Annotated in this window: 29 protein-coding genes; 13 read left to right on the forward strand and 16 right to left on the reverse strand. The window is 70.4% G+C overall.

Features of this window, described 5'->3' with window-relative positions; genetic code table 11:
- Positions 1–132: 132 nt before the first annotated feature.
- A complete protein-coding gene (locus tag ACFY2Z_RS17510) occupies positions 133–1875 on the reverse strand; it encodes a PucR family transcriptional regulator (protein WP_390745021.1) in 1743 nt (580 codons plus the stop codon).
- 228 nt (positions 1876–2103) lie between these two features.
- Between ACFY2Z_RS17510 and ACFY2Z_RS17515 the strand changes: the two genes are divergently transcribed.
- The 10 genes from ACFY2Z_RS17515 to ACFY2Z_RS17560 all read left to right on the forward strand — a co-directional run bounded on the left by ACFY2Z_RS17515 (position 2104) and on the right by ACFY2Z_RS17560 (position 12191).
- Positions 2104–2628, forward strand: a complete 525-nt coding sequence (locus tag ACFY2Z_RS17515) for a general stress protein (RefSeq protein ID WP_390745022.1) — start codon at positions 2104–2106, stop codon at positions 2626–2628.
- 75 nt (positions 2629–2703) lie between these two features.
- A complete protein-coding gene (gene dnaK, locus ACFY2Z_RS17520) occupies positions 2704–4599 on the forward strand; it encodes a molecular chaperone DnaK (protein ID WP_390745023.1) in 1896 nt (631 codons plus the stop codon).
- Between the two features lie 10 nt (positions 4600–4609).
- Positions 4610–5194 carry a nucleotide exchange factor GrpE gene (grpE, locus tag ACFY2Z_RS17525; RefSeq protein WP_390745024.1) on the forward strand — a complete coding sequence of 195 codons (585 nt, stop codon included), beginning with the start codon at positions 4610–4612 and terminating at the stop codon, positions 5192–5194.
- A 6-nt stretch (positions 5195–5200) separates the two neighbouring features.
- The gene (locus ACFY2Z_RS17530) at positions 5201–6136 is read left to right on the forward strand and encodes a DnaJ C-terminal domain-containing protein (protein WP_390745025.1); all 936 of its coding nucleotides are present in this window, start codon (positions 5201–5203) and stop codon (positions 6134–6136) included.
- Positions 6136–6510, forward strand: coding sequence for a chaperone modulator CbpM (locus ACFY2Z_RS17535; RefSeq protein WP_390745026.1), 375 nt, complete (start codon positions 6136–6138; stop codon positions 6508–6510). The genes ACFY2Z_RS17530 and ACFY2Z_RS17535 overlap by 1 nt, the downstream gene beginning before the upstream one ends.
- Positions 6501–9140: an ATP-dependent chaperone ClpB gene (clpB, locus tag ACFY2Z_RS17540; protein WP_390745027.1), complete on the forward strand. Its 2640-nt coding sequence runs from the start codon at positions 6501–6503 to the stop codon at positions 9138–9140. The genes ACFY2Z_RS17535 and clpB overlap by 10 nt, the downstream gene beginning before the upstream one ends.
- The gene (trxA, locus tag ACFY2Z_RS17545; RefSeq protein WP_390745028.1) at positions 9137–9595 is read left to right on the forward strand and encodes a thioredoxin; all 459 of its coding nucleotides are present in this window, start codon (positions 9137–9139) and stop codon (positions 9593–9595) included. Before clpB ends, trxA begins: the two co-directional genes overlap by 4 nt.
- 6 nt (positions 9596–9601) lie before the next feature.
- Positions 9602–9865: a UBP-type zinc finger domain-containing protein gene (locus ACFY2Z_RS17550; RefSeq protein WP_390745029.1), complete on the forward strand. Its 264-nt coding sequence runs from the start codon at positions 9602–9604 to the stop codon at positions 9863–9865.
- On the forward strand, positions 9865–11646 hold the full coding sequence (locus ACFY2Z_RS17555; RefSeq protein WP_390745030.1) for an FAD-dependent oxidoreductase: 1782 nt from the start codon (positions 9865–9867) through the stop codon (positions 11644–11646). The genes ACFY2Z_RS17550 and ACFY2Z_RS17555 overlap by 1 nt, the downstream gene beginning before the upstream one ends.
- 47 nt (positions 11647–11693) lie before the next feature.
- A complete protein-coding gene (locus ACFY2Z_RS17560; RefSeq protein ID WP_390745031.1) occupies positions 11694–12191 on the forward strand; it encodes an Hsp20/alpha crystallin family protein in 498 nt (165 codons plus the stop codon).
- Between the two features lie 477 nt (positions 12192–12668).
- Here the strand turns inward: ACFY2Z_RS17560 and ACFY2Z_RS17565 are convergent, their stop codons facing one another.
- The 6 genes from ACFY2Z_RS17565 to ACFY2Z_RS17590 form a co-directional block, all read right to left on the reverse strand.
- Complete coding sequence (locus ACFY2Z_RS17565; protein WP_390745032.1) at positions 12669–13277, reverse strand: SRPBCC family protein; 609 nt, start codon at positions 13275–13277, stop codon at positions 12669–12671.
- Between the two features lie 96 nt (positions 13278–13373).
- A complete protein-coding gene (locus ACFY2Z_RS17570) occupies positions 13374–14741 on the reverse strand; it encodes a carotenoid oxygenase family protein (RefSeq protein WP_390745033.1) in 1368 nt (455 codons plus the stop codon).
- A gap of 35 nt (positions 14742–14776) precedes the next feature.
- Entirely contained in the window at positions 14777–15217 is a 441-nt protein-coding gene (locus tag ACFY2Z_RS17575; protein ID WP_390745034.1) for an SRPBCC family protein, read from the reverse strand.
- A 64-nt stretch (positions 15218–15281) separates the two neighbouring features.
- Positions 15282–16739 (reverse strand): DHA2 family efflux MFS transporter permease subunit, encoded by a 1458-nt coding sequence (locus tag ACFY2Z_RS17580; RefSeq protein ID WP_390745035.1) that lies wholly within the window; start codon positions 16737–16739, stop codon positions 15282–15284.
- A 97-nt stretch (positions 16740–16836) separates the two neighbouring features.
- Complete coding sequence (locus ACFY2Z_RS17585) at positions 16837–17403, reverse strand: TetR/AcrR family transcriptional regulator (RefSeq protein WP_390745036.1); 567 nt, start codon at positions 17401–17403, stop codon at positions 16837–16839.
- 437 nt (positions 17404–17840) lie between these two features.
- Complete coding sequence (locus ACFY2Z_RS17590; protein WP_390745037.1) at positions 17841–18380, reverse strand: hypothetical protein; 540 nt, start codon at positions 18378–18380, stop codon at positions 17841–17843.
- 228 nt (positions 18381–18608) lie between these two features.
- Here ACFY2Z_RS17590 and rpmB point away from each other — a divergent pair, with 228 nt between their 5' ends.
- The 3 genes from rpmB (at position 18609) to ACFY2Z_RS17605 (ending at position 20164) form a co-directional block, all read left to right on the forward strand.
- Complete coding sequence (rpmB, locus tag ACFY2Z_RS17595; RefSeq protein ID WP_390745038.1) at positions 18609–18845, forward strand: 50S ribosomal protein L28; 237 nt, start codon at positions 18609–18611, stop codon at positions 18843–18845.
- Entirely contained in the window at positions 18845–19150 is a 306-nt protein-coding gene (gene rpsN / locus ACFY2Z_RS17600; protein ID WP_390745039.1) for a 30S ribosomal protein S14, read from the forward strand. The genes rpmB and rpsN overlap by 1 nt, the downstream gene beginning before the upstream one ends.
- Before the next feature lie 591 nt (positions 19151–19741).
- Complete coding sequence (locus ACFY2Z_RS17605; RefSeq protein ID WP_390745040.1) at positions 19742–20164, forward strand: hypothetical protein; 423 nt, start codon at positions 19742–19744, stop codon at positions 20162–20164.
- A 119-nt stretch (positions 20165–20283) separates the two neighbouring features.
- Here ACFY2Z_RS17605 and ACFY2Z_RS17610 read toward each other — a convergent pair whose 3' ends face one another.
- The 9 genes from ACFY2Z_RS17610 to ACFY2Z_RS17650 form a co-directional block, all read right to left on the reverse strand.
- Positions 20284–21465 carry a GTP-binding protein gene (locus ACFY2Z_RS17610; protein ID WP_390745041.1) on the reverse strand — a complete coding sequence of 394 codons (1182 nt, stop codon included), beginning with the start codon at positions 21463–21465 and terminating at the stop codon, positions 20284–20286.
- A 6-nt stretch (positions 21466–21471) separates the two neighbouring features.
- On the reverse strand, positions 21472–21642 hold the full coding sequence (gene rpmF / locus ACFY2Z_RS17615; protein ID WP_390745042.1) for a 50S ribosomal protein L32: 171 nt from the start codon (positions 21640–21642) through the stop codon (positions 21472–21474).
- Between the two features lie 53 nt (positions 21643–21695).
- Complete coding sequence (locus ACFY2Z_RS17620) at positions 21696–21905, reverse strand: metal ABC transporter permease (RefSeq protein WP_390745043.1); 210 nt, start codon at positions 21903–21905, stop codon at positions 21696–21698.
- A 154-nt stretch (positions 21906–22059) separates the two neighbouring features.
- Positions 22060–22383: an ArsR/SmtB family transcription factor gene (locus ACFY2Z_RS17625; protein ID WP_390745044.1), complete on the reverse strand. Its 324-nt coding sequence runs from the start codon at positions 22381–22383 to the stop codon at positions 22060–22062.
- Positions 22384–22451: 68 nt separating this feature from the next.
- Positions 22452–22754, reverse strand: a complete 303-nt coding sequence (locus ACFY2Z_RS17630) for a hypothetical protein (RefSeq protein ID WP_390745045.1) — start codon at positions 22752–22754, stop codon at positions 22452–22454.
- Between the two features lie 131 nt (positions 22755–22885).
- Positions 22886–23245 (reverse strand): ArsR/SmtB family transcription factor, encoded by a 360-nt coding sequence (locus ACFY2Z_RS17635; protein WP_390745046.1) that lies wholly within the window; start codon positions 23243–23245, stop codon positions 22886–22888.
- Positions 23232–23621, reverse strand: a complete 390-nt coding sequence (locus ACFY2Z_RS17640) for a (2Fe-2S) ferredoxin domain-containing protein (protein ID WP_390745047.1) — start codon at positions 23619–23621, stop codon at positions 23232–23234. The genes ACFY2Z_RS17635 and ACFY2Z_RS17640 overlap by 14 nt, the downstream gene beginning before the upstream one ends.
- 23 nt (positions 23622–23644) lie before the next feature.
- Complete coding sequence (locus ACFY2Z_RS17645; protein ID WP_390745048.1) at positions 23645–24706, reverse strand: WD40 repeat domain-containing protein; 1062 nt, start codon at positions 24704–24706, stop codon at positions 23645–23647.
- Positions 24703–25725, reverse strand: a complete 1023-nt coding sequence (locus ACFY2Z_RS17650) for a CobW family GTP-binding protein (RefSeq protein WP_390745049.1) — start codon at positions 25723–25725, stop codon at positions 24703–24705. The genes ACFY2Z_RS17645 and ACFY2Z_RS17650 overlap by 4 nt, the downstream gene beginning before the upstream one ends.
- Positions 25726–25728: the final 3 nt, after the last annotated feature.

The following is a 25728-nucleotide window of genomic DNA, read 5'->3' on the forward strand; positions in this document are numbered from 1 at the left end:
GTGGCGCGCTCGGCGTGGAGTGGTTCCAGCGTCATCTCTCCCCGTGAGCATGCCCCGTTGGGCGAGGAGAAGACATGTATCCGAGCGGGATGGACAGCGCCATCGACCTGGCCGTCGGCCTTCGGTGTGCAGTCACCTCTGCCCGCCCAGCATGATCTTCCACACCCGTGTTGCCACTTGGAGGTTGAGCCGAGTGTCCACGTCGGCGAGATCACGGCCACCGATCTCGCGGATGCGCTGGAGCCGGTAGCGCAGGGTGCTGCGGTGGACGGCCAACGCGGCAGCGGTCTCGTCGTAGTTACCGCCGCAGTCGAAGTACTGCGCGAGCGTCGCCACCATGCCCGAACCGTGCCGTGCGTCGTAGTCGATGAGCCGGCCGAGCCACTCCCGCACGAACCCTTCGAGTTCCCGGTAATCGCTGCCGGGCCCGAGGATCCGGTACAACCCCAGATCCTCGAAGAACGTCGTCCCCTCCCGTTCTCGCGAGTGCTGCCGCACCTCGAGCGCCCGCAGCGCCTCCTGGTAGCGGCGAGGAATGCTGCCCGGGGAATCGCAGCGCGGACTCACTCCGATCGCTCCACAGGGTGTGCCAAGCTCTCGAGTCAATGCCGCATACAGAGCGTCACCGTTCGGACTGGCCTCCGTCAGCAACACCACCCGGTCGTCGCGGCAGGTCACCAGCGGTCGCAGGCCCGCCGTGGTCGCCGCTCGTTCGACAACCCGCGTGAAGGAGTAGTCGGCTGCCCCGCTTCGCCGGCTCACCACCACGACGTAGTGCGCACGGTGCAGGTCGTGGCCGACGGCCGCGGCCCTGGCGTAGGCCCTGGCCTCATCGGTGCACACCAGCAGGTCGTCGAGGAGCTCTCCGCGCAGCCGCACCTCGACCTCGGTCAGGTCGCGCTGATGAGCCAGCTCCGAGGCGAGCGAACGCGCCGCGTGGGCCAGCACGAATTCGGTGCGCTCGTCCGCGGTCTTGTCAGGGTCCACGATGCAAAGCACACCGAGAACCTCCCCACGCGGCCGAGCCAGCACCACCAGGCGGTCCCCGACCCGGACCGGCCCCGCCGCACGAGCGACCTGCCGCAGCATTTCCTCCCGGCGCTCCGGGGTCGGCCTCGGATAGGGGCACGGCCGTCCCGGGCCGGCCCAGGACCGCAGGTTCCCGAACCGGTCCTCGACCAGCGCCGGGAGACCGGTGAGCTCGTGCAGGACACGGGTGAGAGCGTCCTCGCCCCCGCCGAGCGCGCCGTGAACGAATCGCTGTTGGTGCAGCTTGGATCGCAGGCAGTGCGCCTCCCGCAGCACCGCCGCACGCTCGTCCCGCAACCGACTCAGTTCCCGGGCGTCCTCGTGCTGTCGGCGCCGCGCGGCCGCCAGGGACAGAGCCGCCGAGGTGAGCCGTACCAGCGTGGTGATCAACAGGCAGTCCCGTCGGCCGGGCCGCAGCCGGGACGACAGCACCAGGTAACCGAGCAGACCGTCGGCTTCCCGCAGACCGAAGGCCCAGCCCCAGCGGCGCTCGGGGAACGTCACGGGGCCGTCGTGCTCGGCCAGCTCACCCACTGATCGGTCGACTGGCTCGCCGACCTGTTCATCGTTCGACGGTGTCCGGACGAGTTTGTCACCGGCCATGAGGTAGCCGGCCTCGGCCCTGAACGGGCCGAGGGAACTGACGTGGGCCATGGCCAGGCACAGGATCTGGTTGCCGTCCGTGCTGCCGAACAGCTGCAGGGACAGCGCCAGCAGCCCCTGCGGGTCGAGGTCCCGGGGCAGCCGACGACACTCGTGCTGCTCGTCTTCCCGGCGAGCAACGCCACCGGCGGAACGGCTCTCCTCTCGGCCGGAGAGACGTCCATGCGCGGCATAGTCGGCCATGAGATCACTCCGTTCGCACCGGCGTCGGAGAACGAGCTGACCCGGTCCTCGAGTACCCCGCTGCATGGGAGCCCATCTCGCCGGCTCGCAGCCGCGCCCTCGTCCTCGCGGATCGACCAGGCACACGACTTTTCACTCCACCGGGCGCAGGCGCGGCGCCCCGCCCGGTGGCCATGGTGGGTACGCGGGAAACCGCTCGGCGGACCGAGGGGCACGAAGGACTGGGCGATGAACGAACAGGCCAGCAGGACCATCGCCTCGTGCCTGAGCCGTCAGGAAGCCGAACACGCCGTAGACCGCCTGTCCGACCAGGGCTTTCCCGTGGAAAGGGTGGCGCCTATTGGCCAGGACCTCCGCCTGATCGCACAGGTGATCGGCCAGATGGGATATGGCAGGGCGGCGCTGCAAGGCGCGGCCAGCGGTGCAGTGCCCGAGGTGCTCATCGGTTGGTTCTTCGGATCGCCGAACTGGCCGAACCCGGCGGCCTCGGGCCCTCGTCGCCGTGTACGGGCTGATCTTCGGAGCGGTCGTCGGCGCCTTCTTCGCCTGCTGCTTCTTGCAGCGCAGGGCGGCCGCCGAAAGTTCGCTTCGGTACCGTCCATGCAGCCCAGCAGGTACGTCCTCGTCACGGACGAAGACGTCACGGAGGAGGTGGCCCGGCTGCTCGTCGGACCGCTTAGGAGCGTCGGGGCGCGCACGCAGAGCGGGGCCTGGCGCAGCGGGCGGCCACACGACGGTCCCGCCCCCACCTGAACGAGCGCGGAACAGCCCTCGGAGGACGAACGGTCGCCGACGAACGTCGGCCCGCGCTGCGAAAGGAGTCCCCTCATGGCCAAGGCAGTCGGAATCGACCTGGGCACCACGAACTCGGTGATCGCGGTGTGGGAGGGGGGCGAGCCGACGGTGGTGCCGAACAGCGAGGGCAACCGCACGACACCGTCCGTGGTGGCCTTCACCGACGCCGGAGAGCGCCTGGTGGGCCAGCTGGCCCGGCGCCAGGCGATCCTCAACCCCAAGGGCACCATCTACTCGGCCAAGCGGTTCATCGGGCGGCGCTATGACGAGATCTCCGAGGAGGCCAAGGCCGTCGCCTACGACGTCGTAGAGGGGGAGGGCGGGGCCGCCCGCTTCAAGGTGCGCGACAAGCTCTACTCGCCCGAGGAGATCAGCGCCCTCGTGCTGCGCAAGCTCGCCGACGACGCCTCCAAACAACTGGGCGAGCGCGTCACCGAGGCCGTCATCACCGTACCCGCCTACTTCAACGACGCTCAGCGCACCGCCACCCGCGACGCCGGCCGGATCGCCGGCCTCGAGGTGCTGCGGATCATCAACGAGCCGACCGCGGCCGCCCTCGCGTACGGCATGGACAAGAAGAATCACGAGACGGTGCTGGTCTTCGATCTCGGCGGCGGCACCTTCGACGTGAGCATCCTCGACGTCGGAGACGGCGTGGTCGAGGTACGGTCCACGGCGGGGGACAGCCACCTGGGCGGCGACGACTTCGACCGCCGACTGGTCGACCACCTCGCCGACGGCTTCCAGAAGGACAACGGCATCGACCTGCGCCAGGACCCGCAGGCGTTGCAGCGTCTGTTCGAGGCGGCGGAGAAGGCGAAGACCGAGCTCAGCTCCGTGACGCAGACGCAGGTGAGCCTGCCGTTCATCACGGCCGATGCCTCCGGGCCCAAGCACCTGACGACGACGGTCATGCGGTCCACCTTCGAGCAGATCACCGGCGACCTGGTGGAGCGGTGCCTCGGCCCGGTCAAGCAGGCCATGGAGGACGCCAAGGTCGGCGAGAACGACATCGACGAGGTCATCCTCGTCGGCGGCTCCACCCGCATCCCCGCCGTCCAGACGCTGGTGCGCCGGCTCACCGGCGGCAAGGACCCGAACATGACCGTCAACCCGGACGAGGTCGTGGCGTTGGGCGCCGCGATCCAGGCCGGGGTCCTCAAGGGCGAGGTCAAGGACGTCCTGCTGCTCGACGTCACGCCGCTGTCCCTCGGCGTGGAAACCGCCGGTGGCGTGATGACGAAGATCATCGAGCGGAACACCACCATCCCGGTCCGCCGTACCGAGACCTTCACCACGGCCGCCGACAACCAGCCCGCCGTCGACATCGTCGTCCTCCAGGGCGAGCGTGAGCTCGCGGCCGACAACCGGGTCCTCGGCCGCTTCCAGCTCACCGACATCCGCCAGGCGCCCCGCGGCGAGCCCCAGATCGAGGTCACCTTCGACATCGACGCCAACGGCATCCTCCACGTCACCGCGCGTGACAAGGACACCGGCAAGGAGCAGGGCATCACCATCAGCGACACCTCCAACCTCGACCGGAGCGAGGTCGAGCGCATGGTTGAGGAGGCCGAACGCCACCGGAGCGAGGACCAGGCGCTGCGCGAGGCCGTCGACGCCCGCAACGAGCTGGACGCGATTGCCTACCAGGTCGAAAAGCGACTGGGCGAGCTGGGCGATGCCGCGCCCGCGCACGAGAAGGCCCGCGCAGAGATGCTGGTGACCGAGGCCCGCGAGGCGGTGAAGAACGAGGCCGGCCTGGACAAGGTCCGGCCGCTGATCTCCGAGCTGCAGCAGATCCTCGCGGGACTCGCGGCCCACCAGGCCGGCGCCACGACCGGTGGCCCGACGGACGCCGGAGCACCGGGTGGTGCAGCCACGGGCGGCGGCGGGGACGACGTCATAGATGCCGAGTTCGACAAGGGCTGAGGTAACCGCAATGCCTGTCCCTTCCCAGGACCGTGTCCCCGAACCGCCGCCGGAAGGCGCCGTCCAGCCGCCGTCCGGGCACCTTCCCGAGCCCGGCTCGCCGACGGCGGAGGCCGAACCCGGGCCGGACGCGGCGACCGGCCCGGCTGCGGCGGAAGACGAGTACACGGACGCGCTCAAGGACGTCGAGGACCGCTGGCGGCGCGCTCTGGCCGATCTCGACAACCTGCGCAAGCGCCACAGCAGGGAGCTGGAGCGGGAACGGTCGGCCCAACGCGCCCGCACGGCTGCGGCCTTCCTGCCCGTCATCGACAACCTCGAACTCGCCCTGAGCCACGCGGGCGCCGATCCCGGCGCGATCGTGGAGGGCGTCCGGGCTGTCCGTGACCAGGCCGTGAACATCCTGGAAGGCCTGGGCTATCCGCCCCACGCCGAGACCGGGGTGAAGTTCGACCCCGCCCGGCACGAGGTCGTCGGCGTGGTCCAGGATCCGGACGCCGAACCCAACACCGTGGTGCAAGTGCTGCGCCCCGGTTACGGCGAAGGCGAGCGGCAGTTGAGGCCGGCCGCCGTCACCGTCGCCAAGCGGGAGTGACCGCCGATGGCACGCGACTTCTACGAGGTGCTCGGAGTCCCGCGGAACGCCGACCGGGACGAGCTCCAGCGGGCCTACCGCTCCCTGGCCCGCAAGTACCACCCCGACGTCAACAAGGACCCCGCGGCGGAGGAGCGGTTCAAGGAGATCAACGAGGCCTTCAGCGTGCTGTCGGATCCCGACCAGCGGGCCCGCTACGACCGCTTCGGCGAGGACTTCCGCAAGATTCCCGAGGACTGGGAGGAACGGGTCGGCGCAGGTGCGGGAGCCGGCGGCGGCTTCCGCTGGTCCACCGGGGAGGGCGGCCCCCGGGGGCGCTACACCACCACCGGCTTCGGCGGGGAGGGCGTCGACTTCGAGGACCTGTTCGGATCGTTGTTCGGCGGTGCCGGGCGTATGCGCGTGCCCGGGGCGGACCAGGAGGCCGAGCTGCCGCTCACCGTGGAGGAGGCCTACCGCGGCGGCCGCCGCACCGTAACCCTCGGCGGGCCCTCCGGGCAGCGGCGCTACGAGGTCGATGTGCCGCCCGGCGTCACGGACGGGCAGCGTATCCGGCTGGCGGGCGAGGGCGGCCGCGGCAGCGGCGACGCCCCCGCCGGGGACCTGTACCTGCGGGTGCGGATCCTGCCGCACCCGGTGTTCCGCGTCGACGGCCGGGACGTGCACGTGCAGCTTCCGGTCACCCCCTGGGAGGCGGCGCTGGGTGCGACCGTGCCCGTACCCACCCCGAGCGGCGCCACAGCGAAGGTGACCGTGCCCGCCGGTTCCTCCAGCGGGCGTCGGCTGCGACTGCGCGGTGAGGGCATGCCGGGCCCGCGGGGCGACAACGGAGACCTCTACGCGGAGCTCCGCATCGTGGTGCCGCCCCGGCTCAGTGACCAGGAACGACGGCTGTTCGAGGAACTCGCCGCCGTCTCCTCGTTCGACCCCAGGAGGACATGATGAGCGACCGACCGCCCCACACGCGCCGGGCACCCGCGTGGACGGCACCGGCCGCGGCACGCGTCCAGTACGCGATCGTGCCGGTGCCCAGGCTGTCCCTGGACACCGTCGCACGCCGCTCCGGCCTCCATCCCGATCTCGTCCGCCGGTTCGTGGCCCTCGGACTGGTGGACGCCGAACGCGACGCCGCGGGGCGACTTGTGTTCGCTCCCACGGCACCGGCCGCCCTCGCCCGCGTCCAGCGGCTGCGCACCGGGCTCTGCCTCAACTACGCGTCCATCGGCCTGGTGCTCGACCTGCTCGACCGCATCAGCCTGCTCGAAGCCGCGCTGCGCCGCGCCGGCACAAGGAGTGATCCACCACCATGGACATGAACCGCCTGACCCAGAAGTCCCAGGAAGCACTCCAGGAAGCCCAGACCGCCGCCATCCGCATGGGCCAGACCGAGGTCGACGGAGAACATCTGCTGCTCGCCCTCCTCGACCAGGAGGAGGGCCTGATCCCACGGCTGCTGCAACAGACGGGCGCCGAGGCCGAGGAACTGCGTACCGCCGTACGAGAGGAGCTCTCCCGTCGGCCCCGGGTCACCGGACCCGGCGCGGCGCCCGGTCAGGTCTTCGTCACCCAGCGCCTGTCCCGGCTGCTGGACGCGGCCGAGCGGGAGGCCAAACGCCTCAAGGACGAGTACGTGTCCGTGGAGCACCTGCTGCTCGCCCTGGCCGAGGAGGGCTCGGCGACCACCGCCGGGCGCCTGCTCAAGGAGCACGGCGTGACCCGTGAGTCCTTCCTGAGCGCGCTCACCCAGGTCCGCGGCCATCAACGCGTCACCTCTGCCAACCCCGAGGTGGCCTACGAGGCGCTGGAGAAGTACGGCCGCGACCTGGTCGCCGAGGCGCGTTCGGGCCGCCTCGACCCGGTCATCGGCCGGGACGCCGAGATCCGCCGGGTCACCCAGATCCTCAGCCGCAAGACCAAGAACAACCCCGTCCTCATCGGCGACCCCGGCGTCGGCAAGACCGCCATCGTCGAGGGCCTGGCCCAGCGCATCGTGCGCGGCGACGTACCCGAGGGCCTGCGCGACAAGACGGTGTTCGCCCTCGACATGGGTTCGCTGGTGGCCGGCGCCAAGTACCGCGGCGAGTTCGAGGAACGACTCAAGGCCGTCCTCGGCGAGGTCAAGGCCGCCCAGGGCAGGATCCTGCTCTTCGTCGACGAACTGCACACCGTCGTCGGCGCGGGCGCCGCCGAAGGCGCCATGGACGCCGGCAACATGCTCAAGCCCATGCTCGCGCGTGGCGAACTGCACATGATCGGGGCGACCACCCTCGACGAGTACCGGCAGCACATCGAGAAGGACGCCGCCCTCGAACGCCGCTTCCAGCAGGTCCTGGTCGACGAGCCCACCGTGGAGGACACCATCTCCATCCTGCGCGGCCTGCGCGAACGCCTTGAGGTCTTCCACGGCGTCAAGATCCAGGACACCGCGCTGGTCGCCGCGGCGACCCTCTCCCACCGCTACATCACCGACCGCTTCCTGCCCGACAAGGCCATCGACCTCGTCGACGAGGCATGCGCCCGGCTGCGCACCGAGATCGACTCCATGCCCGCCGAGCTCGACGAGATCACCCGCCGGGTGACCCGGCTGGAGATCGAGGAGGCGGCACTGTCCAAGGAGACCGATCCCGCCAGCAAGGCCCGCTTGGAGGAACTGCGCAAGGAACTGGCCGACCTGCGCGCCGAGGCCGACGCCAAACACGCCCAGTGGGAGGCCGAACGCCAGGCCATCCGCCGCGTGCAGGAACTGCGCCAGGAACTGGAGCAGGTCCGCCACGAGGCGGACGAGGCCGAGCGCAGCTACGACCTGAACCGGGCCGCCGAACTGCGGTACGGCAAACTCCAGGAACTGGAGCGCCGACTGACGGCCGAGGAGGAGCAACTGGCCGCCAAACAGGGCGGGAACCGGCTGCTGCGGGAAGTCGTCACCGAGGAGGAGATCGCCGAGATCGTCGCCGCGTGGACCGGCATCCCCGTCGCCCGCCTCCAGGAAGGCGAGCGGGAGAAGCTGCTGCGCCTGGACGAGATCCTGCGCGAACGGGTCATCGGCCAGGACGAGGCGGTCAAACTGGTCGCCGACGCCATCATCCGCGCCCGCTCCGGAATCCGCGACCCGCGCCGGCCGATCGGCTCGTTCATCTTCCTCGGCCCCACCGGCGTCGGAAAGACCGAGCTCGCCAAGACGCTCGCGGCGGCCCTCTTCGACTCCGAGGAGAACATGATCCGCCTCGACATGAGCGAGTACCAGGAGCGGCACACCGTCAGCCGACTGGTCGGCGCGCCGCCCGGTTATATCGGCTATGAGGAGGGCGGCCAGCTCACCGAGGCCGTGCGCCGCAAGCCCTACTCGGTCGTGCTGTTCGACGAGATCGAGAAGGCGCACACCGATGTCTTCAACACGCTGCTGCAGGTCCTCGACGACGGACGGATCACCGACGCCCAGGGCCGTACGGTCGACTTCCGCAACACCGTGATCATCATGACGTCCAACATCGGGTCGCAGTACCTCCTGGACGGCGTGACCGCCGAGGGGGAGATCAAGCCGGATGCCCGGGGACTGGTGATGGGCGAGCTGCGCAGTCACTTCCGGCCGGAGTTCCTCAATCGTGTGGACGACATCGTGCTGTTCAAGCCGCTCGGCGAGGCCCAGATCGAGCGGATCGTGGAGCTGCAGTTCGACGAGCTGCGCAGGCGGCTGGCCGAACGCCGCATCACCGTGGAACTCACCGGTGCCGCACGGGAATTCATCGCCCGGCAGGGCTACGACCCGGTCTACGGGGCACGCCCGCTGCGCCGCTACATCTCCCACGAGGTCGAAACCCTCGTCGGACGAGCCCTGTTGCGCGGTGACGTCCAGGACGGCGCCACCGTCCGTGTCGACGCCCGGGATGGCGAACTGGTCGTCACGTACGACCAGCCCGCGGTCGTGGAAGAGGCGAGGGCCGCATGAGCACCGCGCGAGCGACGACCGTCAGCTGCCCTCACTGCGGGCGCGCCAACCGCGTGCCCGTGGCCGCCGAGGGCCGCCCGAGGTGCGGTCACTGCAAGCAGCCCCTGCCCTGGGTGGTCGACGCGGGGGACAACGACTTCACGGACGTGGTCGAGAAGGCCTCCGTGCCCGTCGTGGTCGACCTCTGGGCCACCTGGTGCGGACCCTGCCGGATGGTCAGCCCCGCCCTGGAGCAGGTCGCCACCGACCTCGCCGGACGGATCAAGCTGGCCAAGGTCGACATCGACAGAAACCCACAGCTGGCACGGAGATTCGAGGTCCAGGCCGTGCCGACGCTGCTGGTCCTCGACCACGGGGAGACCGTCGCCCGGCAGGCGGGGGCCGCGCCCGCCCCCGTCCTGCGCCAGTGGGTGGAACAGTCGATCGCGGGCCGCGAGCCGGCCCGGGAAGGGTGATGCCCGATGACCCTGCGCGCCGACCCCCACCTCGCCCTCGTACGGCCCGTCCGGCCGCACACCCTCGAGGGCTGCGAGGAGTGCCTCCGCCTCGGCTCCCCCTGGGTCCACCTGAGACTCTGCCTGACCTGCGGGCACGTCGGCTGCTGCGACTCCTCCCCCAACCGCCACGCACGCCGCCACGCCGGCGACGACGGCCACCCGATCGTGGCGTCCATGGAGCCCGGCGAGGACTGGCGGTGGTGCTTCGTCCACGAGGCGTTCGTCTGATGTCCGGCGACGAGACACGGCCGCGCGGCACATCGGCGCCGGACGATGCGGGAGAGGCCGTCCCGTTCGAGAGCCCGGACGTCTACGGCGCCTACCCCCGCCTGTCGGACGACCAGATCGCCCGCCTGGCCGAGCGCGGCAGGCGGCGTGCGGTGGAATCCGATGAGGTGCTGATCCGGGAAGGGGAACGCTGCGAGACGTTCTACGTCGTCCTCACGGGCTCCGTCGCCATCGTCGAGGACTACGGCACGCCCGACGAACACCTGCTGCGCGTGCACGGCCCCGGCCGCTTCATCGGCGAACTCGGTCTCCTGCACGGACAGGTGGCCTTCTACACGGCTGTGGTCAGGGACCCCGGAGAAGTCCTCGTCCTGTCCATGGACCAGCTGCGCGACCTGGTGACCCGGGACTCCACCATCGGCGATCTGGTGCTGCGTGCCTGTCTGGGCCGCCGGGCCCTGCTCGTCGGGCAAGGCGCCGGATTCCGCATCATCGGCTCGCGCTACTCGGCCGACACCCGGCGGCTGCGCGAGTTCGCCTCCCGCAACCGGCTGCCGCACCGCTGGATCGACCTGGAGACGGACGAGGAGGCCGAGGCGCTGCTGCGCCGCTTCGGCATCGGACCGGAGGAGACACCCCTGGTCATCTGGCGGGACACCACCCTGCTGCGCAACCCCAGCAACGCCGAACTCGCCCGGCTCATCGGCCTGCCGCCGTTGCCCGCCCAAAAGGGCTTCGGCGACCTCCTCATCGTCGGCTCCGGCCCCGCCGGCCTCGCCGCCGCGGTGAACGCCGCCTCCGAGGGCCTCAGCACGACCGTGGTCGAAGCGATCGCCACCGGCGGCCAGGCCGGGACGTCCTCGCGCATCGACAACTGCTTCGGCTTCCCCTCGGGTATCTCCGGCGCCGAACTCACCGAGCGCGGAGTGCTTCAGGCGAACAAGTTCGGAGCCCGGATCACCGTACCGGCGGAAGCGACCCGGCTCGAGCCGCATGACGGCCACTACACGGTGACGTTCGCCGACGGCACCGAGATCGCCGCCCGCACCGTCCTGCTGGCCACCGGAGCCCGCTACCGCCGCCTCCGCGCGCCTGGCATCGAACGACTGGAGGGTACAAGCGTCCACTACTCGGCGACCGTCTACGAAGCGCAGCAGTGCCGCACCGACCCCGTGGCGGTGGTCGGCGGCGGCAACTCCGCGGGCCAGGCCGTACTGTTCCTCGCCGGTTACGCGCCAAAGGTGTACCTGCTCGTGCGCGGGCCCGATCTCGCCATCCACATGTCCCGCTACCTGATCGACCAGATCGAGCGCCACCCACGAGTGCAGGTGCTGCTGCACAGCGAGGTCACCCGGGCGATCGGCGACCAGGTGCTGGACGCGGTCGAGGTGGTCGACCACCGGTCAGGTGAGCACGACCGCATCCCAGCTCGTGCCCTGTTCGTCTTCACCGGGGCGGACCCCAACACCAAGTGGCTGTCCGGCACGCTCGGCCTTGACGCGCAGGGATTCGTGCTCACCGGGTCCGAGGCCCAGACCTGCTCCGTCCCGGGACTGTGGCAGAGCCAGGGCCGCAACTGCCTGACCCTGGAGACCAGCCTGCCTGGTGTCTTCGCGGCCGGCGACGTCCGCAGCGGCTCGGTTAAACGGGTGGCGTCCGCGGTCGGCGAGGGCGCGATGGCCATCCACCTCGTCCACCGGTACCTGAGCCGCACGGCCACACCCGGCGGCTCGGACAGTTCACCTCGAACCCGCCCCAAGGAGTCCGCATGGCTCGCCTGAAAGGGCGGCCGATGAGATCGCCAAAAAGAGAGAAGGAGGCGATGGACATGACCACGCCCGTCCGGCGTCACGGCGGTGGCGCGATACAGGGCAGGCCCGTCGGCTGGACACGCAACCCCCTGACCGAGTTCGACCAACTGCTCGGTGAGATGAGCGGGCTGCTCGAATCCACGGTCGGCACCGCAGCGCCCGCCGCCGCGTGGGCCCCCCTCGCGGACGTCACGGAATCCGACGACGCCTTCCACGTCGAAATCGAACTCCCGGGCATCAAGAGCAAGGACGTCGACGTCGAGGCCAACGGCCAGGAACTGGTGGTCACCGGAGAGATCAAGGAAAAGGAACGCAAGGGCGTCCTGCGCCGCAGCACCCGCCGCACCGGATCCTTCGAATACCGGCTCCAGTTGCCCGGAGAGGTCGACACGGACAAGATCACGGCCGACATGCGGGACGGCATCCTCACGATCACCGTCCCCAAGGCAGAGGTCACGAAACCGCGCCGCATCGAGATCAGCGAGGCGAGCGGAAGCGGCCAGAGCAGCGGCTGAAGGACGAACCCGGCGGTGTCGGACACCGATCCGGCACCGCCGCGTGGGCGAAAAGCCCAGGCAGTGGTGCAACACGCTTTTGCTGAACCGGTCGAGGGGAGCCAGACAGGTACTACCGTCCAACTTGCGGAGGTCCTTGCCGGTCAGAGGTTCGCCGAGGGCGACGAGCGCGGTCCGGTCGACGAGGCCGGCGACGATCCAGCCCCGCCAGGGCCGGGCGTCGATGGCCAGCCGTAGTCCGGTGGCCAGTACGGTCAGGCGGCCGATGTCTCGAGGCTGTTGATGCCCCTGCGGGCCTCGGCGAGGTTGGTGGCGTGGCGCAGGCGCAGGACGCCGATCCAGTCGGTTGCCAGGCCGGCCACCATCGTCAGGACAGCCAGGACGCGGACCGTGAGGAGCCCTTTTCCACCGACATCGGGTGCTTGCCTTCCGGGGAGGTCCGGGTTCCGGACCTGCTGCCAGGTGAACCCGGGCGGGCTACTTGGCGGCCTGGGTCTCGGCCTGGTCCTTGAGGTTGTTGACCCAGTTGTGGAGGGAGTTGTCGAGGGCGGCCTGTAGGGCGGCCTGGTTGGCGACGACGGGCGTTCCCGTCCAGGACTCCTCGGTGTGGACGAGGACGCCGTCGCGGGTCGGGGCGAAGGTCCACACGTGGATCGCGGTGATTCCCTGGGCGGGGCCGCCCCAGGCCAGGCGTCTGCCGTGGTCGACCTGCCTGACGGTGGAGGTGATGTCCAGCCCCTCCGTGCTCCACCGGAAGACGGAGCCGGGGCGCAGGGGGCCGGGGGTGTCCTTGACGACCGTCTCGACGTCGGGCTGCCAGGTGGGCCACTTCTCGACGTCGGTCTCGATCTTCCAGATGGTGTGCAGGGGGGCGTGGATGAGGATGTTCTCGCGGGTGATGACCGGCGCGGTCTCGTCGATCTGCACATCGCCGGTGTGCAGGGCGTGGACGGTGCCCTTGGTGGTGGGCTTGTCGTCGGTGAGGGCGTAGGCCGTGGCGGAGACGGAGACGGAGACGGAGACGGCGACGGAGACGAGGAGGGCGGTGGTGGTGGCGGCGAACTTCGCCACGGTCAACGAACGCATGACGCTTGGCCTTTCAGTGATATCAGGGAGCAGATGGTTCGGTGCGGGGCCGGCCGGGCCGGGGGAGTGGAGTCCCCCGTACCCGGACGCTGGGGTTCAGTTGTTGGCGGCGTCGGCGTCGACGTCGGGGATCCAGGAGCCGTGGATGCCGCCGGTGACGCGGCGCGGGAGGTGGACGGTGGCGATCCGGTCGAGGCCCGAGGCGTCCAGGACCAGAAGCTGTGAGGCGTCCTGCTTCAGGTCGGAGACGACGGTGAGCAGGTAGCCGTCGTCCTCGCGGGTGGCGCCGATGGCGGGCACGAACACGGCTTCGCTGGGCAGGCGGGCGTCGCCGGCCTGGTGGATGCGGCGGGTGCCGGTCGTGCGGTCGTACTTGACGATGCCGTAGCCGCCGTAGCCGTCCTGGTCGGGAAAGGAGACCGCGTACTGGTATCGGTTCTCGGCGCCGAGGAAGTCCTCGTTGAGGGTGGGGAATTCGACGGCGAGGTCGTCGATGATCTGCTCCCCGACGCTGCCGGAGTTCAGGTCGATGACCCAACGGCGGTTGTAGGAGCGGGTGTTGGGCTCGGTGCCGCGGCCGGGGGCACCGACCCACCAGTTCCAGGACAGCTGGAAGCCCTCCTTGTCCACGGTAGGGCCCTCAAGGACGATGCGGCCCTGGGCGTCCTCGTAGGCGTTGCCGGCGTGCAGCATGTTGCCCGGCTCGATGGAGAACCAGCGGATCTTCTCGGCGCCCTGCGGGGCGCGGGGCATCACGCCGATCCGGGCGGGCTGTGCGTCGTTCCAGCCGTAGGGGATGCCGGAGTGCTCGTTCGGGTCGAAGGTGACCGTGCCCTCGACGAAGACCACGTAGTGGCGCGTGATGGCGAAGTCGTGTTTGAGGGAGGCGGTCGCCCCGGGCACCTCGCCGCTGTGCGTGACCTGGCCCTTGGCGTCGGCGACGTAGTACATCAGGTACGGCGGGAACGGCGAGGAGCCGAAGAAGTGCAGCTCCCCGGTGACCGGATCGGTCTTGGGGTGCGCGGTCATCGCGCTGCGCAGCTTGCCGTCGAAGTCGTAGGCGCCGACGGTGTCCAGGTCCCGGGTGAGCTCGAAGGGGAAGTTTGCCTCGCACAGGGCGAGCAGGCGTCCGGCATGCTCGATGACGTGGGTGCCGGCCGTGCTGGCGGTCAGGTCCGGGCCGTACTCGGTCATGTAGGGGGCGCCGTCCAGGGCGGGGGTGCGCACCCAGCGGTTGCGGTACCACTCGGCGCGGCCCTCGCACAGGCGGATGCCGTGGACCATGCCGCTGCCCTTGAACCAGTGGGTGGGGGTGACGCCGGGCTTGGGGTTGTGGCTGTTGCGGATCAGCCGGCCGGTCAGCTCCGGCGGCAGGGCGCCCTCGACGGTGAGCTCGGTGGCGGTGATCTCGTCGACGGCCGGGGTGTAGTGGCCGATCAGGTAGGGCTTCTCGGTGCTGGTCATGGCGGGAACCTCGTTTCCGTGAAGGGTGAGCGGATTCAGTGGGTCTGCTCGGCGCGGGACTTGAGGGCGACGAGCCAGGTGGTCAGGGAGGAGTTCAGGGCCTGGCCGAGTTCGGCGGCTGCGGCCTCGACGGGGGCGCCGCTCCAGGACTCCTCGGTGTGCACGGTGACCTGGTCGCCGGTCCGCTCGAAGGTCCACACGTGGACGCCCTCGATGCCGTTCGCGGGGCCGCCCCAGACCAGGCGCTCGCCGGGGACGATCTCGCTGATGGTGGAGGTGATGTCCAGGCCGTGGGTCTTCCAGTGGAAGGAGGTGCCGGGCAGCAGCGGGCCGTCGAGCTTGGCCTGCTCGACGTCCGCGTTCCAGTCAGCCCAGGCGTCGATGTCGGTGTGCAGGGCCCAGACCCGCTCCAGCGGGGCGTCGATCACGGTGGACAGACGGACGATGACGGGGGCGGCCTCGTCGATGGTGAACATGGCGGGGTTTCCTCTCGGTTGCTGTGCTGGTTGATGCGCTGTCGGATGCGTTTCGGTCGGGCGGTTAGTGGTGGTCGCGGGCTGCGGGCTGTGGGGTCGGCCGCGGGCTTGCGTCGGCAGGGCCGGTCGCGGCGCGGCGGGTGAGGAGCAGGGCGAGCGCGGCGGCGGCGACGAGGACGGCGGCGGAGATGCCGAAGGCGGTGCGGTAGCCAACGGTGAGTGCTTCCAGGTGCGTGTGGTGGTTGGCTGCATGGGCGGTGGTGGTGCCGGCGAGGGTGGCCAGCACCGCCAGTCCGATCGCGCCGCCGACCTGCCGCGTGGTGTTGACCAGGCCGCCGGCCAGCCCGGCGTCCTGCTGGGGGACGCCCTCGACGGACAGGGCGGTCAGCTGGACGAAGGCGATGCTCAGGCCCAGGCCGATCAGGACGCTGGGGCCGAGTACATCGGTGAGGTAGCTGCCGTGAGCGCTGATGCCGGCTAGCCAGAGCAGTCCGGCGCCCTCGGTCAGCAGCGCGCCGGTGACGGTCGCGGTGGAGCCGATACGACGGGAGATCCGCGGTGCCAGCGTGGAGCCGAGCATGTTGGCGAAGGCCAGCGGGAGTTGGCCGAGTCCGGTGACCAGCGGACTCAGGCCGAGGACCTGTTGCTGGTAGAGGGGCAGGAAGAAGAACAGGGCGATCCACACCGAGCCCAGCAGCGCCATCAGTACGTTGCCGACGGTGACCCGTCCGGTGCGGAACAGGCGGGGCGGCAGCAGCGGGTTCGGGTGGCGGCGCTCGACCAGGACGAACCCGGTCAGCAGTACAGCGGTGACGGCGAAGGCCCCGAGAACCCTGGTGTCGGTCCAGCCCGAGCTGCGGGCCGACGTCAGGCCCCACACCAGGGCGGTGAGCGCCAGGGTCACGGTGGCGGTGCCCAGCGCGTCGAACCGCCCCCGCTCGGTGACCTCCGCCTTCGGCACGCTCGCTGCAGCGGCGGCCAGGACCGCGAAGGCACCGATCGCGACCACGTAGAAGATCCACGACCAGCCCCATGCCTGGGTCAGGACACCGCAGAGGAGGACTCCGGCCGCGCCTCCCGCCCCGGACACCGCCCCCCACACCCCCAGTGCGCGGCCCCGGCCGGGACCGGGCGGGAACAGTCCCATCACCAGGGCCAGGGCGGCGGGGGCGATCGCCGCGGCGCCCAGTCCCTGTACCGCCCGGGCCGCGATCAGCACGGTGGACGAGGTGGCCAGGCCCGCCATCAGCGAGGAGACCCCGAACACCGCGAGTCCGGCCAGCAGCACTCTGCGGCGGCCCAGCAGGTCCGCCGCCCGGCCGCCCGCCAGCAGCAGCGCCCCGAAGGCGAGTCCGTAGGCGTTGACGACCCAGGTGGTGCCGCCGTCCGACAGTCCCAAGCCGGCGCGGATCTGGGGCAGGGCCACGTTCACGATCGAGGTGGCCAGCATGACGGTGAACTGCGCCCCGGCCAGGGCCACGAGCGCGGCTCCGGGACTGCAGCTGGCGTCGGTGGATTTCACAGCGCTCCCTGTGTGGTTAACCATTCACATCAAAGGTCCAAGTACGGCGGGGCTGTGCGCCCCGCCTGCCGGCCCGGTCGCTCGGTCGCGACGGGCGTCAGTAGTGCCTGATACCGGTCGACAGTGTCCGGATCCAGGAGGCGTCCACCTCGTCGGCGCCCATCGCGACGATGAGGTGGCACAGCATGCCGCGCGCGAAGAACTCCTGGACCTGCGCCTCCGTCCCGCCCGAGGCGCCGCGCACGTACTCCACCAGTCGGGCGTACCCCTGGCGGACCGCCTCGCGCACCGCCGACTCGGACACCGCCGCCGCCTGGGCGTGGAGCTGGATCAGCATCAGGTCGTTGTCGCTGATCAGCTTCGCGTACGCGTCCCCCATGGCCTTCAGGACCACCTCCGCCGAACTGCCCTTCGCGTCGGCCGCGGCCCGCTCCAGGGCGGCCTTCACCTGTACGAAGCAGTGCTCGACCACCGCCGTGAACAGCAACTCCTTGTTCGGGAACAGGCGGTAGACGTACGCCTGCGAGATGCCCGCCGCCTTCGCCACCTCGGTCGTGGTGGTGCCCCAGTAGCCCCGGGCGGCGAAGGCGCCGATCGCAGTGCGCAGCACCGTCTCGCGGCGCTCTTCGGCGGTGGACAGCCGGCGGGGACGTGCGCTACTCATGTGAGTACTCAACCACTCACACTTTTGAGTGTCAACCCGTCCCCGCCAGTGGCTCCCGCGTCCCGTGACTCCGGCAAATCTCAAGGTCCCTTGCGGATCAGCGTGCTCGGCGAAGGTCGCGCCGTGTGACGTCACCCACTCCCGCGCGCACCCTCGGGCCGTGGGGCCCGGGGGGTCTACTGGCGGGCAGGGATGCAGCAGCCAAGAAGACGACCGCAAAGAAGGCGTCCGGGCGGCAGCGGGCGAGGTGACGCGGGTGCTGGGGCGGAAGCTGCCGGGGCGAGACGGGCGAGACGGGCGAGACGGGCGAGACGGGCGGGTCAGGCGGGACGGGGAGGCGGGGAGGCGGGCGAGACGGGGGAGGCGGGAGGCGCGGGGCGACGCCCCACGACTACGCGCCCCGTGCCTCCCGCCGGCTCTCCCGTCGCACCTCGACGTCACGCACCCGGGGCCCCGAAGTCGCCCCACGGCGTCCCGCCGGGCGGCGGGGTGTCGGGACCCTGGGGAGGGGGGCCGTCGGCCGGGGTGGCGGCAGGCGGCAAGGGATCCGAGTCGAGGTAGGGAGACGGCAGGGGTGACGGCACGTCGTTCGGGAGCACCCTGGTGGAGCTGTGCCTGTGGTGTCTGTGGGACTCGGACGGCCTCGGGGAGCCGCTGGCGTTCTGGCCGTTCTGCCCGTTCTGCCCGTCCTTGCCGTCCGTGCCGTCCTTGCCCTCCCGGCCGGCCGTTCCGTCCCTGCCCTCTCGGCCGTCCTGACCGTCCTGGCCGTCCTGGCCGTCGTGTCCGTCTCTTCCGTCCTTGCCGTCTTTCCCGTCCTTGCCCTGCAGGCCCTCGGGACCGGCCGGCCCGGTCGGGCCGGCCGGTCCCGAGGGGCCGACGTCGATCTGATGAGCCTGCAGATCGTCGATCTGCGCCTGCTCGGAGATGAGCGCAAAGGACTGCACGACGAGCGCGGCGATCAGTGCTGCACCGAGCACGAGGTGACGTCGCGGCCTTCGATTGAATTCGTTCACGCTGATCACAGGATCCCTCACGGTGTGTGACGGCGCCAGTGTAACTGACGGACAGTCAGATCAAGTGGAGATCCTCACGGAGAGTCCCTGGCTGGCGTCCCGAGTCGGGAGTCGGTACGAGCCGTACGCGCTACTATATAGGAACGATTTCCATTACCGATAACCTCCCTTCCATGAGAGGCAGGTCATCCCGTGTCCGGCCACTGTCAACTGACCGGCGCCCAACCGGTATTCGGCAACCGCATCTCCCACTCGCACCGGCGCACCTCTCGCCGCTTCAACCCGAACATCCAGCACAAGCGGTACTGGCGGCCCAGCGAGGGCCGGTACGTCCGGCTGACGCTGAGCGCCCGTGGAATCAAGACCGTCGACACCATCGGCGTAGAAGGGGCTGTCGCGCGCATCCGCGCCCGGGGAGGGAAGGTCTGATGGCCAAGCGGAGCAAGATCGCGAAGAACGAGAAGCGCAAGGCCGTCGTCGAGCGGTACGCCGCCCGGCGTGCCGAACTCAAGGAGATCATTCGACGTCCTTCTTCGACGGACGCGGAGCGCGGTGCCGCGATCGCCGAACTGCGTCGGCAGCCGCGCGACGCCAGCGCCACCCGAGTCCGCAACCGTGACAGCGTCGACGGCCGCCCCCGGGGGCATCTGCGCAAGTTCGGGCTTTCCCGTGTCCGAGTGAGGGAGCAGGCGCACGCGGGCTTCCTGCCCGGTGTCACGAAGTCGTCCTGGTGACGCCAGTGCCTCCGAGCTGACGGAGGGGCGCCAGGGGGGCACGTCTCACGTTGAGCCGTGCCCCTCGCTCAAGGCGGCACGACCACGCCCCAAAAGCCCCGCGTGCTCGTGGACGCCGTCTGTGCGTATGCGAGAGATGGGGCCCGAAGTGGAAGCCGTCCACCGCGAAATCCGGCAGGAGAGCACGCATGAGTGACGCCGCACGCAACCGTCGGGGCCATCCCTTCACCCTTGCCGTCTGCGCCTCGTGTGAGGCCGCCACCGATCAGGTGATGGACGAGCTGCGCCGGGTGGTCCGTGACAGCCCCCATGGGGTCATGATCTCCACAGGATGCCTGCGGAAGGTCCTCGACTGCGCGGGCCGACGCGGGCTGCGCGCTGCGGTACAGCCGTGCACGGCGGATCGAAGCCCCACCGGAACTGCCGTGCGTCTTGGGCCGCTTGTCACTGTGGCCGACGCCGCAGCGGTCGGAGCGTGGCTGCGGGCCGGAATGCCGGACGACGGCACACTGCCCGACAGATTGCGGTCGGCGCCGGCCCCGCGGCATGTCGCCCACCTCAACTGAGGGTGTGAGTAAGGGGTTGCTGAGCGTGGTGACCGGCAACACTCCCGGCGTTCGCGGTGCTGTGGTCGACCAGTTGCTGGGGCTTGCTCCAGGTGCCGTGGTCCTCGCGGTGTCGATCCAGGCGCAGGACACGGGATACCCCATCGTCCAGCGCTGCCTCTCCGGCACCGGGACGGCGGTGCCTGGCGGGGCGTTGCAGGGTGCGACCGGCGATCCGGTCGTCATCCTGCGCCAGGACCTGCTCTCCCTGCGCCGCTCGTCGGGCCCGGTGCACGTCCTCCTCGCGCTCCCGGACAACGGCTCTGCGCAGGCCGATCACCTCGGGCAGGTCGAGGTCGAACCAACGGGCGCGGGCGTTGTCGATCGCCGCGACGATCTCCCCGGCCCGGGTATCGCGCAGCGGGCTGCTCCTTGCGGCTCTCCATCGCGCGCCCGTACAGCGGGATGAGCACGGTCTCCTGGACCGTGCCAGCTGTACATCGTGCTTCGCGATGCCGGCCGCCCGGATTGGGTCCCGTACCGGGCCGGGCGGTGCCGTGGCTGCGACCACCGCCCGACCCGGGGTCTTCAGGGCCCTGCCACGAGTGTGGCCTGCTCGTGTTCGCAGGAGTCGTCGACGCCGTAGGTGTCCCAGGCGGGGAACGGGTCGGTCGCAGGCCGGTCTTCGCCGTCCGCCATGAGGCAGTCGTTCAGGGCTGTTTGCAAGGCGTGCGCGTGCAAGTGAGTTCCGATGAAGACCAGTTCCTGGCTGTCGGGGCTCTCCGCGTTGCGGGCGGCGGACGGTTCGAAGCGGGCCACGGACCCGGCCTGCGACCACAGGCCGGTCACGTGCGGGCGGCTGGCCAGGGTGAAGAAGCCCTTGGAGCGCAGGATCTGCCCGTAGGCCCCACTGTCCAGCTGCTCGGTCACGAAGGTCCACAGCCTCCCGGGGTGGAAGGGCACGTCGGAGCGGAAGACGGTGGAGGAGATGCCGTACTCCTCCGTCTCGGGCACGTGGTCGCCGTTGAGCTCCATGACCCAGCCCGGGGCCTGTTGGGCCCGCTCCAGGTCGAAGAGCCGGGTGCCGAGGACATCGCCGACATGGACGCGGCCGTGGATGGCGGGGACGATTCGTGCGGCCGGGTTGAGGCGGGTGAGCGTCGCCCGGAGCCGGTCGGCGGCCACCGCGTCGACCAGGTCGAGTTTGTTGAGGACGATGACGTCGGCGAACTCGATCTGGTCCATCAATAGGTCACTGACCGTGCGTTCGTCGTCCTCGTACTGGTCGAGGCCACGCTCGACCAGCTCGTCCCCGCTCGCGAGCTCGGTCAGAAAGTTCGCCGCGTCGACGACCGTGACCATGGTGTCCAGCCGGGCCAGATCGCCCAGTGTGGCCCCGTCGTCCCGGGCGAACGCGAAGGTCGCGGCCACCGGCATGGGCTCGGAGATGCCGGACGACTCGATGAGCAGGTAGTCGAAGCGGTCCTCGCGGGCCAGCCGGTCGACCTCTTCCAGCAGGTCGTCGCGGAGGGTGCAGCAGATACAGCCGTTGGTCATCTCGATCAGGCGTTCCTCGGTGCGCGACAGGGCCGCCTCGCCGCCGCGCACCAGGGCGGCGTCGATGTTGACCTCGCTCATGTCGTTGACGATGACCGCGACGCGCAGGCCCTCGCGGTTGCCGAGGACATGGTTGAGGAGCGTGGTCTTGCCGGCGCCGAGGAATCCGGACAGGACGGTGACGGGCAGACGGTCGGATCGGGCGTACGACATGGGCGGTCAGCCCTTGGGGCGCAGCAGCCCGCGCTCGTACGCCTTCACCAGGTGCTGCGGCACCAGGTACGAGACTCCGTCGACGGTGATCGGCACAAGCGTGGGCGTGGCCGCCTTCCACTGAGCGCGGCGGTGGCGGGTGTTGCTGCGGGACATCTTCCGCTTGGGAACAGCCATGGGTCCTCCTGGATGGGGTAACGGAAGTGAAGGCTATATGAAAACGAATTCCGTTACCAAACCAGCAACCCTGCCCACATCTCCAGTACCGCCAGCCCGGCGGAGAGGGCGAATGCCCGGTGCGGGCGGTCGGTCAGGCGGATCGCGGCGCCTGCGGGGGAGGCGAGCAGGCCGGGCAGGAGCAAGGACCCGACCGCCTGGGTGGCCTCGGCGGCGCTGATCCCGGCGAGGGTGAGGAAGCCGTATCCGGGAAGGCGGGCCACTGAGGCTGCCGCAGGCCTGGGTCCGCTCGTCACCGAAGCTGATGTCGAGGTGGTCGGGGCGCGGCCGCGGGTCGGAATGCCCGACGACGGTACGCTGCCCGACCCGCTCCGCGCGGCTTCCGTGCCAGGCAGGTCGCCGGCTTCAACTGACGGGCTACTCCTGCGCGTGCCGGATGGCGTCCAGCGCGATGTGTGCGATGTGGTCGTCGGTGAGGACGTACTGGATCTCCCGGGCCTTGCGTCGCGCTGTCACGATGCGGGAGGTGCGCAGGACGCGGAGGTGCTGGGAGACGAGCGGCTGACTCACTCCGAGGGCGACGACCAGTTCGTGGACGTACTTCCCGCCTTCGGACAGCTCGCGCACGATGCCGATACGGACGGGCGAGGCCAGTGCCCGAAGAAGGTCACTAGCCGCCTGGAGTGCGTGCATCGGCTCGTCCGTCGAAGCCGCCGAGCGAGGAGGGATGGTCACATGCATACCTTAGCATGTGAAAATGATTGTCGGTTTCTGAAGCTGCTTCGTGGAGCCGTACAGCGGGGTCTGGGTCAGTGGTCGTCCCAGTGTCCCTCGTGAGCGGCGTGACGGTGGCCGTCGTGCACGTAGTCGACGTGGCCCTCGTGCGGCACGGCCACGTGGCCGCACCCTTCGCCGTGCTGGTGGTCGTGGCCCTCGTGGGCGGCGTGGTCGGCGCTCGCGCACTCGTCGACGTGCCCCTCGTGGACCTTGTGCAGGTGGCCGTCGTGAACGTAGTCGGTGTGGTCGCCGTGCGGGACTGCGACGTGGCCGCAGCCCTCCCCGTGGGTGTGGGTGTGGTCGTTGTGCGTGCGGTGCTCGGTGGCAGTGGGCATGTCCTGCTCCCGGGTGTGCTCGTCGGTGGCCTACGGTCAGTGCGACGCAGGCCATGCACGTCGAAGTTAATATATAGCAATCCTTGCATGTGTGGCGTGGAGGGGGCCTCCGTGACGGGCGGGACGCGCCGTCAGCTCAGGTCGCGGACGCCGAGGCGCAGGTGCTCGATGTGGTGGACGGCCTGGTCGAGGAGTTGGGCGACGTGGTCGTCGTAGAGGCGGTAGACGATGCGGCGGCCGTCGCGGCGACCGGTGACCAGGCCGAGGGCGCGCAGCAGGCGCAGTTGGTGCGAGACGGCGGACTGTTCCATGCCGACGGCGGCGGCGAGTTCGCCGACCGGGTACGGGCGCTGCCGCAAAGTGGTGAGGATCAGCAGACGCGACGGTGTGGCGAGGGCCTGGAGAGTGGTGGCGACGGAGGCGGCGGTGGCCTCGTCGAGGCAGGCGGCCGCGAGGACGCCGCCGCCTGTCTCGACGTCATCGGCGTGCACGGGTGCGGGCCTCGCGTGGTGGGCGGATGAACTGGAGTTCCAGCGTGGCCGGCGGTGCGGCGACGCCGGGGCCGCCCTCGGCCGCCCAGCGCAGCAGCTCATCGGTGCAGTCGTCGTCCATGGCGAAGCCGACCCAGACGGCGCGGGCCCCGGCCCGGCGACCGGCGGTGGAGGGCTGGACGACGATGACGTTGGCCTGGTCGCACGGGCCGAGGCAGTCGGTCGTACGGACCTGGAAGCCGTGTTCCGCCGCGCCGGCGCGCAGCCGGTCGAGCTGCCAGGCGTGGTCGGCGCCGGGGTGCTTGCGCGGGTTGCCGCAGCAGCAGCCCCGACACACGACCAGGGCGCAGGGCCGGGGCGCTGCCGCTTGGATCATCGAGCGGTTCCCGACGGACCGGTTCACAGTGCGGTCCGGGACGGTAGGCCGTACGTCCTGATCCGGCCGTCCCGCCAGGCGACAGCCAGCAGGTGGGGGCCTGCCCAGGCCAGTGCCGCGACCGCAGCCCCGGTGCCGGCCAGCTCGCGTGCGGGTCGCAGGCGTGCCTGCGGCCGCCCGGCGGTGGCGTGCCACAGTGCTACGGTCCCGTCCGCTCCGCCGCTGGCGAGGTGCCCGGCGGCGCCGGGACGCCAGGCGAGCGCGGTGACCGTCTCGTGGCAGCGCAGCGAGCGCGGGGCGGTTCCCTCCGGGCCTTTTCCGGAGAAGTCCCACACGGTCACGTCGGGTGCGCCGTCGGCGGCCAGCCAGAAGCCGGTGTCGTCGAAGGCGAGGCGGGAGACCTTCTCCGGGTAGCCGGACATGGTCAGTTCACCGCCGTCGCGCGCTCTCCAGATGTGGATGGAGGCGTCCTGGTTCCCGCTGCAGATCCACCGGCCGGTGGGCGCGACGGCGAGGGCGAGGTGCGAGCCGACGTAGGGGTAGGTGGCGACCGGCTTCCCGGTGTGCCGTTCGTGACAGCGCACGGCTCCGTACGCCGCCACGGCCAGGCGCCGCCCCTGCCGCATCCAGGCGAGGTCGGTGACGGTGGACGCGGCGGGCTCCGTGCGCCACAACTCGCCGCCGTCCGTGTCGAGTACGAGCGCGCGACGGCCGGAGGCGACGGCGACCCTCCCCCCGCCTCGGCTTCGCTCGGCCGGAGGGACCCCCACGCCGTCCGCCCAGGCAGTGGCGGCCGACCAGGCACCGGTCTCCCGTACGGTCGTCCGTCCGCCGGAACGACGCCACAGCGCGTATCCCGTGGGGCCGGTCGCCACCAAGTGCCCGGCATCCGGGGAGAGCGCGACCTTGAGTGCACCTCCGGGAAGGTCGAACGACCCGATCTCGGCACCCATCGCCGCGTCGAAGACCTTCACGGTCCCCTCGGCCCCCGCGATCGCGACCAGATCGCCCCGGGCACTGATGGCGACGGGTGCGTCGTCGACTCCGATTTCCCAGGCGAGCGGGGACTCCACCGTCGTGCTCACGCGACCGCTCCCGCCGTGGCCAGGCAGTCGGCGAAGCCGCGTTCGAGGGCCTCACGGTCGAGGTCGCGGCCGATGAACACCAGCTTGTTCGTGCGGGTTTCGCCCTCGCGCCAGTCGCGTGCGAAGGTGCCGTCGAGCAGCATGTGCACGCCCTGGAAGACGTACTGCCTGGGAGCCCCGGCGATGGCGAGGATGCCCTTGGAGCGGAAGAGGTCGACGCCCTTGGTCCGCAGCAGGGTGCCGAGCCAGGCGTTGAGTCGGTCCTCGTCGAGCTCGCCGTCCAGCTCGATGCCGACGGAGGTGACGGTGGTGTCGTGCTGGTGCTCTGTCTCGGTGAGGAAGGCGGGGTCGTCGGCGAGCACCCGCTCCAGGTCGAACGCGCCCACGTCCATCACCTCGTGCAGGTCGATGCGGGCGTGCTGGGCGCGCAGGATCTGCACCGGTGCGTTGATCGACCGTACACGGGTCTCGATCTCGGCGATCGTCTTCTCGTCGGCCAGGTCGGTCTTGTTGAGGACGATTCGGTCGGCGAAGGCGATCTGCTCGACGGCCTCGTTCTCCACGCCCGCCGGCTTGACCTCGTCCAGGTGCTGGAGGACATGCGCGGCGTCGACAAGTGTGACGATGGCGTCCAGACGCAGCTGGGAGGCGATCTCGTCGTCCATGAAGAAGGTCTGCGCGACGGGCGCCGGGTCGGCCAGACCGGTGGTCTCGATGAGGATGTGGTCGAACTTCTCGCGCCGGCGCATCAGCGCGCCGAGGATGCGGATGAGATCTCCGCGCACGGTGCAGCAGATGCAGCCGTTGTTCATCTCGAAGATCTCTTCCTCGGCGTCGAGGACGAGGGCGTCGTCGATGCCGACCTCGCCGAACTCGTTCTCGATGACGGCGATCCTCAGGCCGTGGTTCTCCGTGAGGATGCGGTTGAGCAGGGTGGTCTTGCCGGAGCCGAGGAAGCCGGTCAGGACGGTGACGGGAACGCGCTCGTCGCGCGGCTCGCTGGATTCGGGGGTGGTCAAGTC

The sequence above is a fragment of the Streptomyces sp. NPDC001222 genome (assembly GCF_042896945.1).
Classification (GTDB): Bacteria; Actinomycetota; Actinomycetes; order Streptomycetales; family Streptomycetaceae; genus Streptomyces; species Streptomyces gibsoniae.

Coding starts and splice junctions, on each gene's coding strand:
- ACFY2Z_RS17535 (WP_390745026.1), top strand. CDS start 6,136: ATGAGCGACCGACCGCCCCACACGCGCCGGGCACCCGCGTGGACGGCA.
- ACFY2Z_RS17625 (WP_390745044.1), bottom strand. CDS start 22,383: ATGCATGTGACCATCCCTCCTCGCTCGGCGGCTTCGACGGACGAGCCG.
- ACFY2Z_RS17575 (WP_390745034.1), bottom strand. CDS start 15,217: ATGTTCACCATCGACGAGGCCGCCCCCGTCATCGTCCGTCTGTCCACC.
- clpB (WP_390745027.1), top strand. CDS start 6,501: ATGGACATGAACCGCCTGACCCAGAAGTCCCAGGAAGCACTCCAGGAA.
- ACFY2Z_RS17530 (WP_390745025.1), top strand. CDS start 5,201: ATGGCACGCGACTTCTACGAGGTGCTCGGAGTCCCGCGGAACGCCGAC.
- ACFY2Z_RS17585 (WP_390745036.1), bottom strand. CDS start 17,403: ATGAGTAGCGCACGTCCCCGCCGGCTGTCCACCGCCGAAGAGCGCCGC.
- ACFY2Z_RS17510 (WP_390745021.1), bottom strand. CDS start 1,875: ATGGCCGACTATGCCGCGCATGGACGTCTCTCCGGCCGAGAGGAGAGC.
- dnaK (WP_390745023.1), top strand. CDS start 2,704: ATGGCCAAGGCAGTCGGAATCGACCTGGGCACCACGAACTCGGTGATC.
- ACFY2Z_RS17565 (WP_390745032.1), bottom strand. CDS start 13,277: ATGCGTTCGTTGACCGTGGCGAAGTTCGCCGCCACCACCACCGCCCTC.
- rpsN (WP_390745039.1), top strand. CDS start 18,845: ATGGCCAAGCGGAGCAAGATCGCGAAGAACGAGAAGCGCAAGGCCGTC.
- grpE (WP_390745024.1), top strand. CDS start 4,610: ATGCCTGTCCCTTCCCAGGACCGTGTCCCCGAACCGCCGCCGGAAGGC.
- ACFY2Z_RS17515 (WP_390745022.1), top strand. CDS start 2,104: ATGAACGAACAGGCCAGCAGGACCATCGCCTCGTGCCTGAGCCGTCAG.
- ACFY2Z_RS17570 (WP_390745033.1), bottom strand. CDS start 14,741: ATGACCAGCACCGAGAAGCCCTACCTGATCGGCCACTACACCCCGGCC.
- rpmF (WP_390745042.1), bottom strand. CDS start 21,642: ATGGCTGTTCCCAAGCGGAAGATGTCCCGCAGCAACACCCGCCACCGC.
- ACFY2Z_RS17630 (WP_390745045.1), bottom strand. CDS start 22,754: ATGCCCACTGCCACCGAGCACCGCACGCACAACGACCACACCCACACC.
- ACFY2Z_RS17640 (WP_390745047.1), bottom strand. CDS start 23,621: ATGATCCAAGCGGCAGCGCCCCGGCCCTGCGCCCTGGTCGTGTGTCGG.
- ACFY2Z_RS17610 (WP_390745041.1), bottom strand. CDS start 21,465: ATGTCGTACGCCCGATCCGACCGTCTGCCCGTCACCGTCCTGTCCGGA.
- trxA (WP_390745028.1), top strand. CDS start 9,137: ATGAGCACCGCGCGAGCGACGACCGTCAGCTGCCCTCACTGCGGGCGC.
- ACFY2Z_RS17560 (WP_390745031.1), top strand. CDS start 11,694: ATGACCACGCCCGTCCGGCGTCACGGCGGTGGCGCGATACAGGGCAGG.
- ACFY2Z_RS17555 (WP_390745030.1), top strand. CDS start 9,865: ATGTCCGGCGACGAGACACGGCCGCGCGGCACATCGGCGCCGGACGAT.
- ACFY2Z_RS17550 (WP_390745029.1), top strand. CDS start 9,602: ATGACCCTGCGCGCCGACCCCCACCTCGCCCTCGTACGGCCCGTCCGG.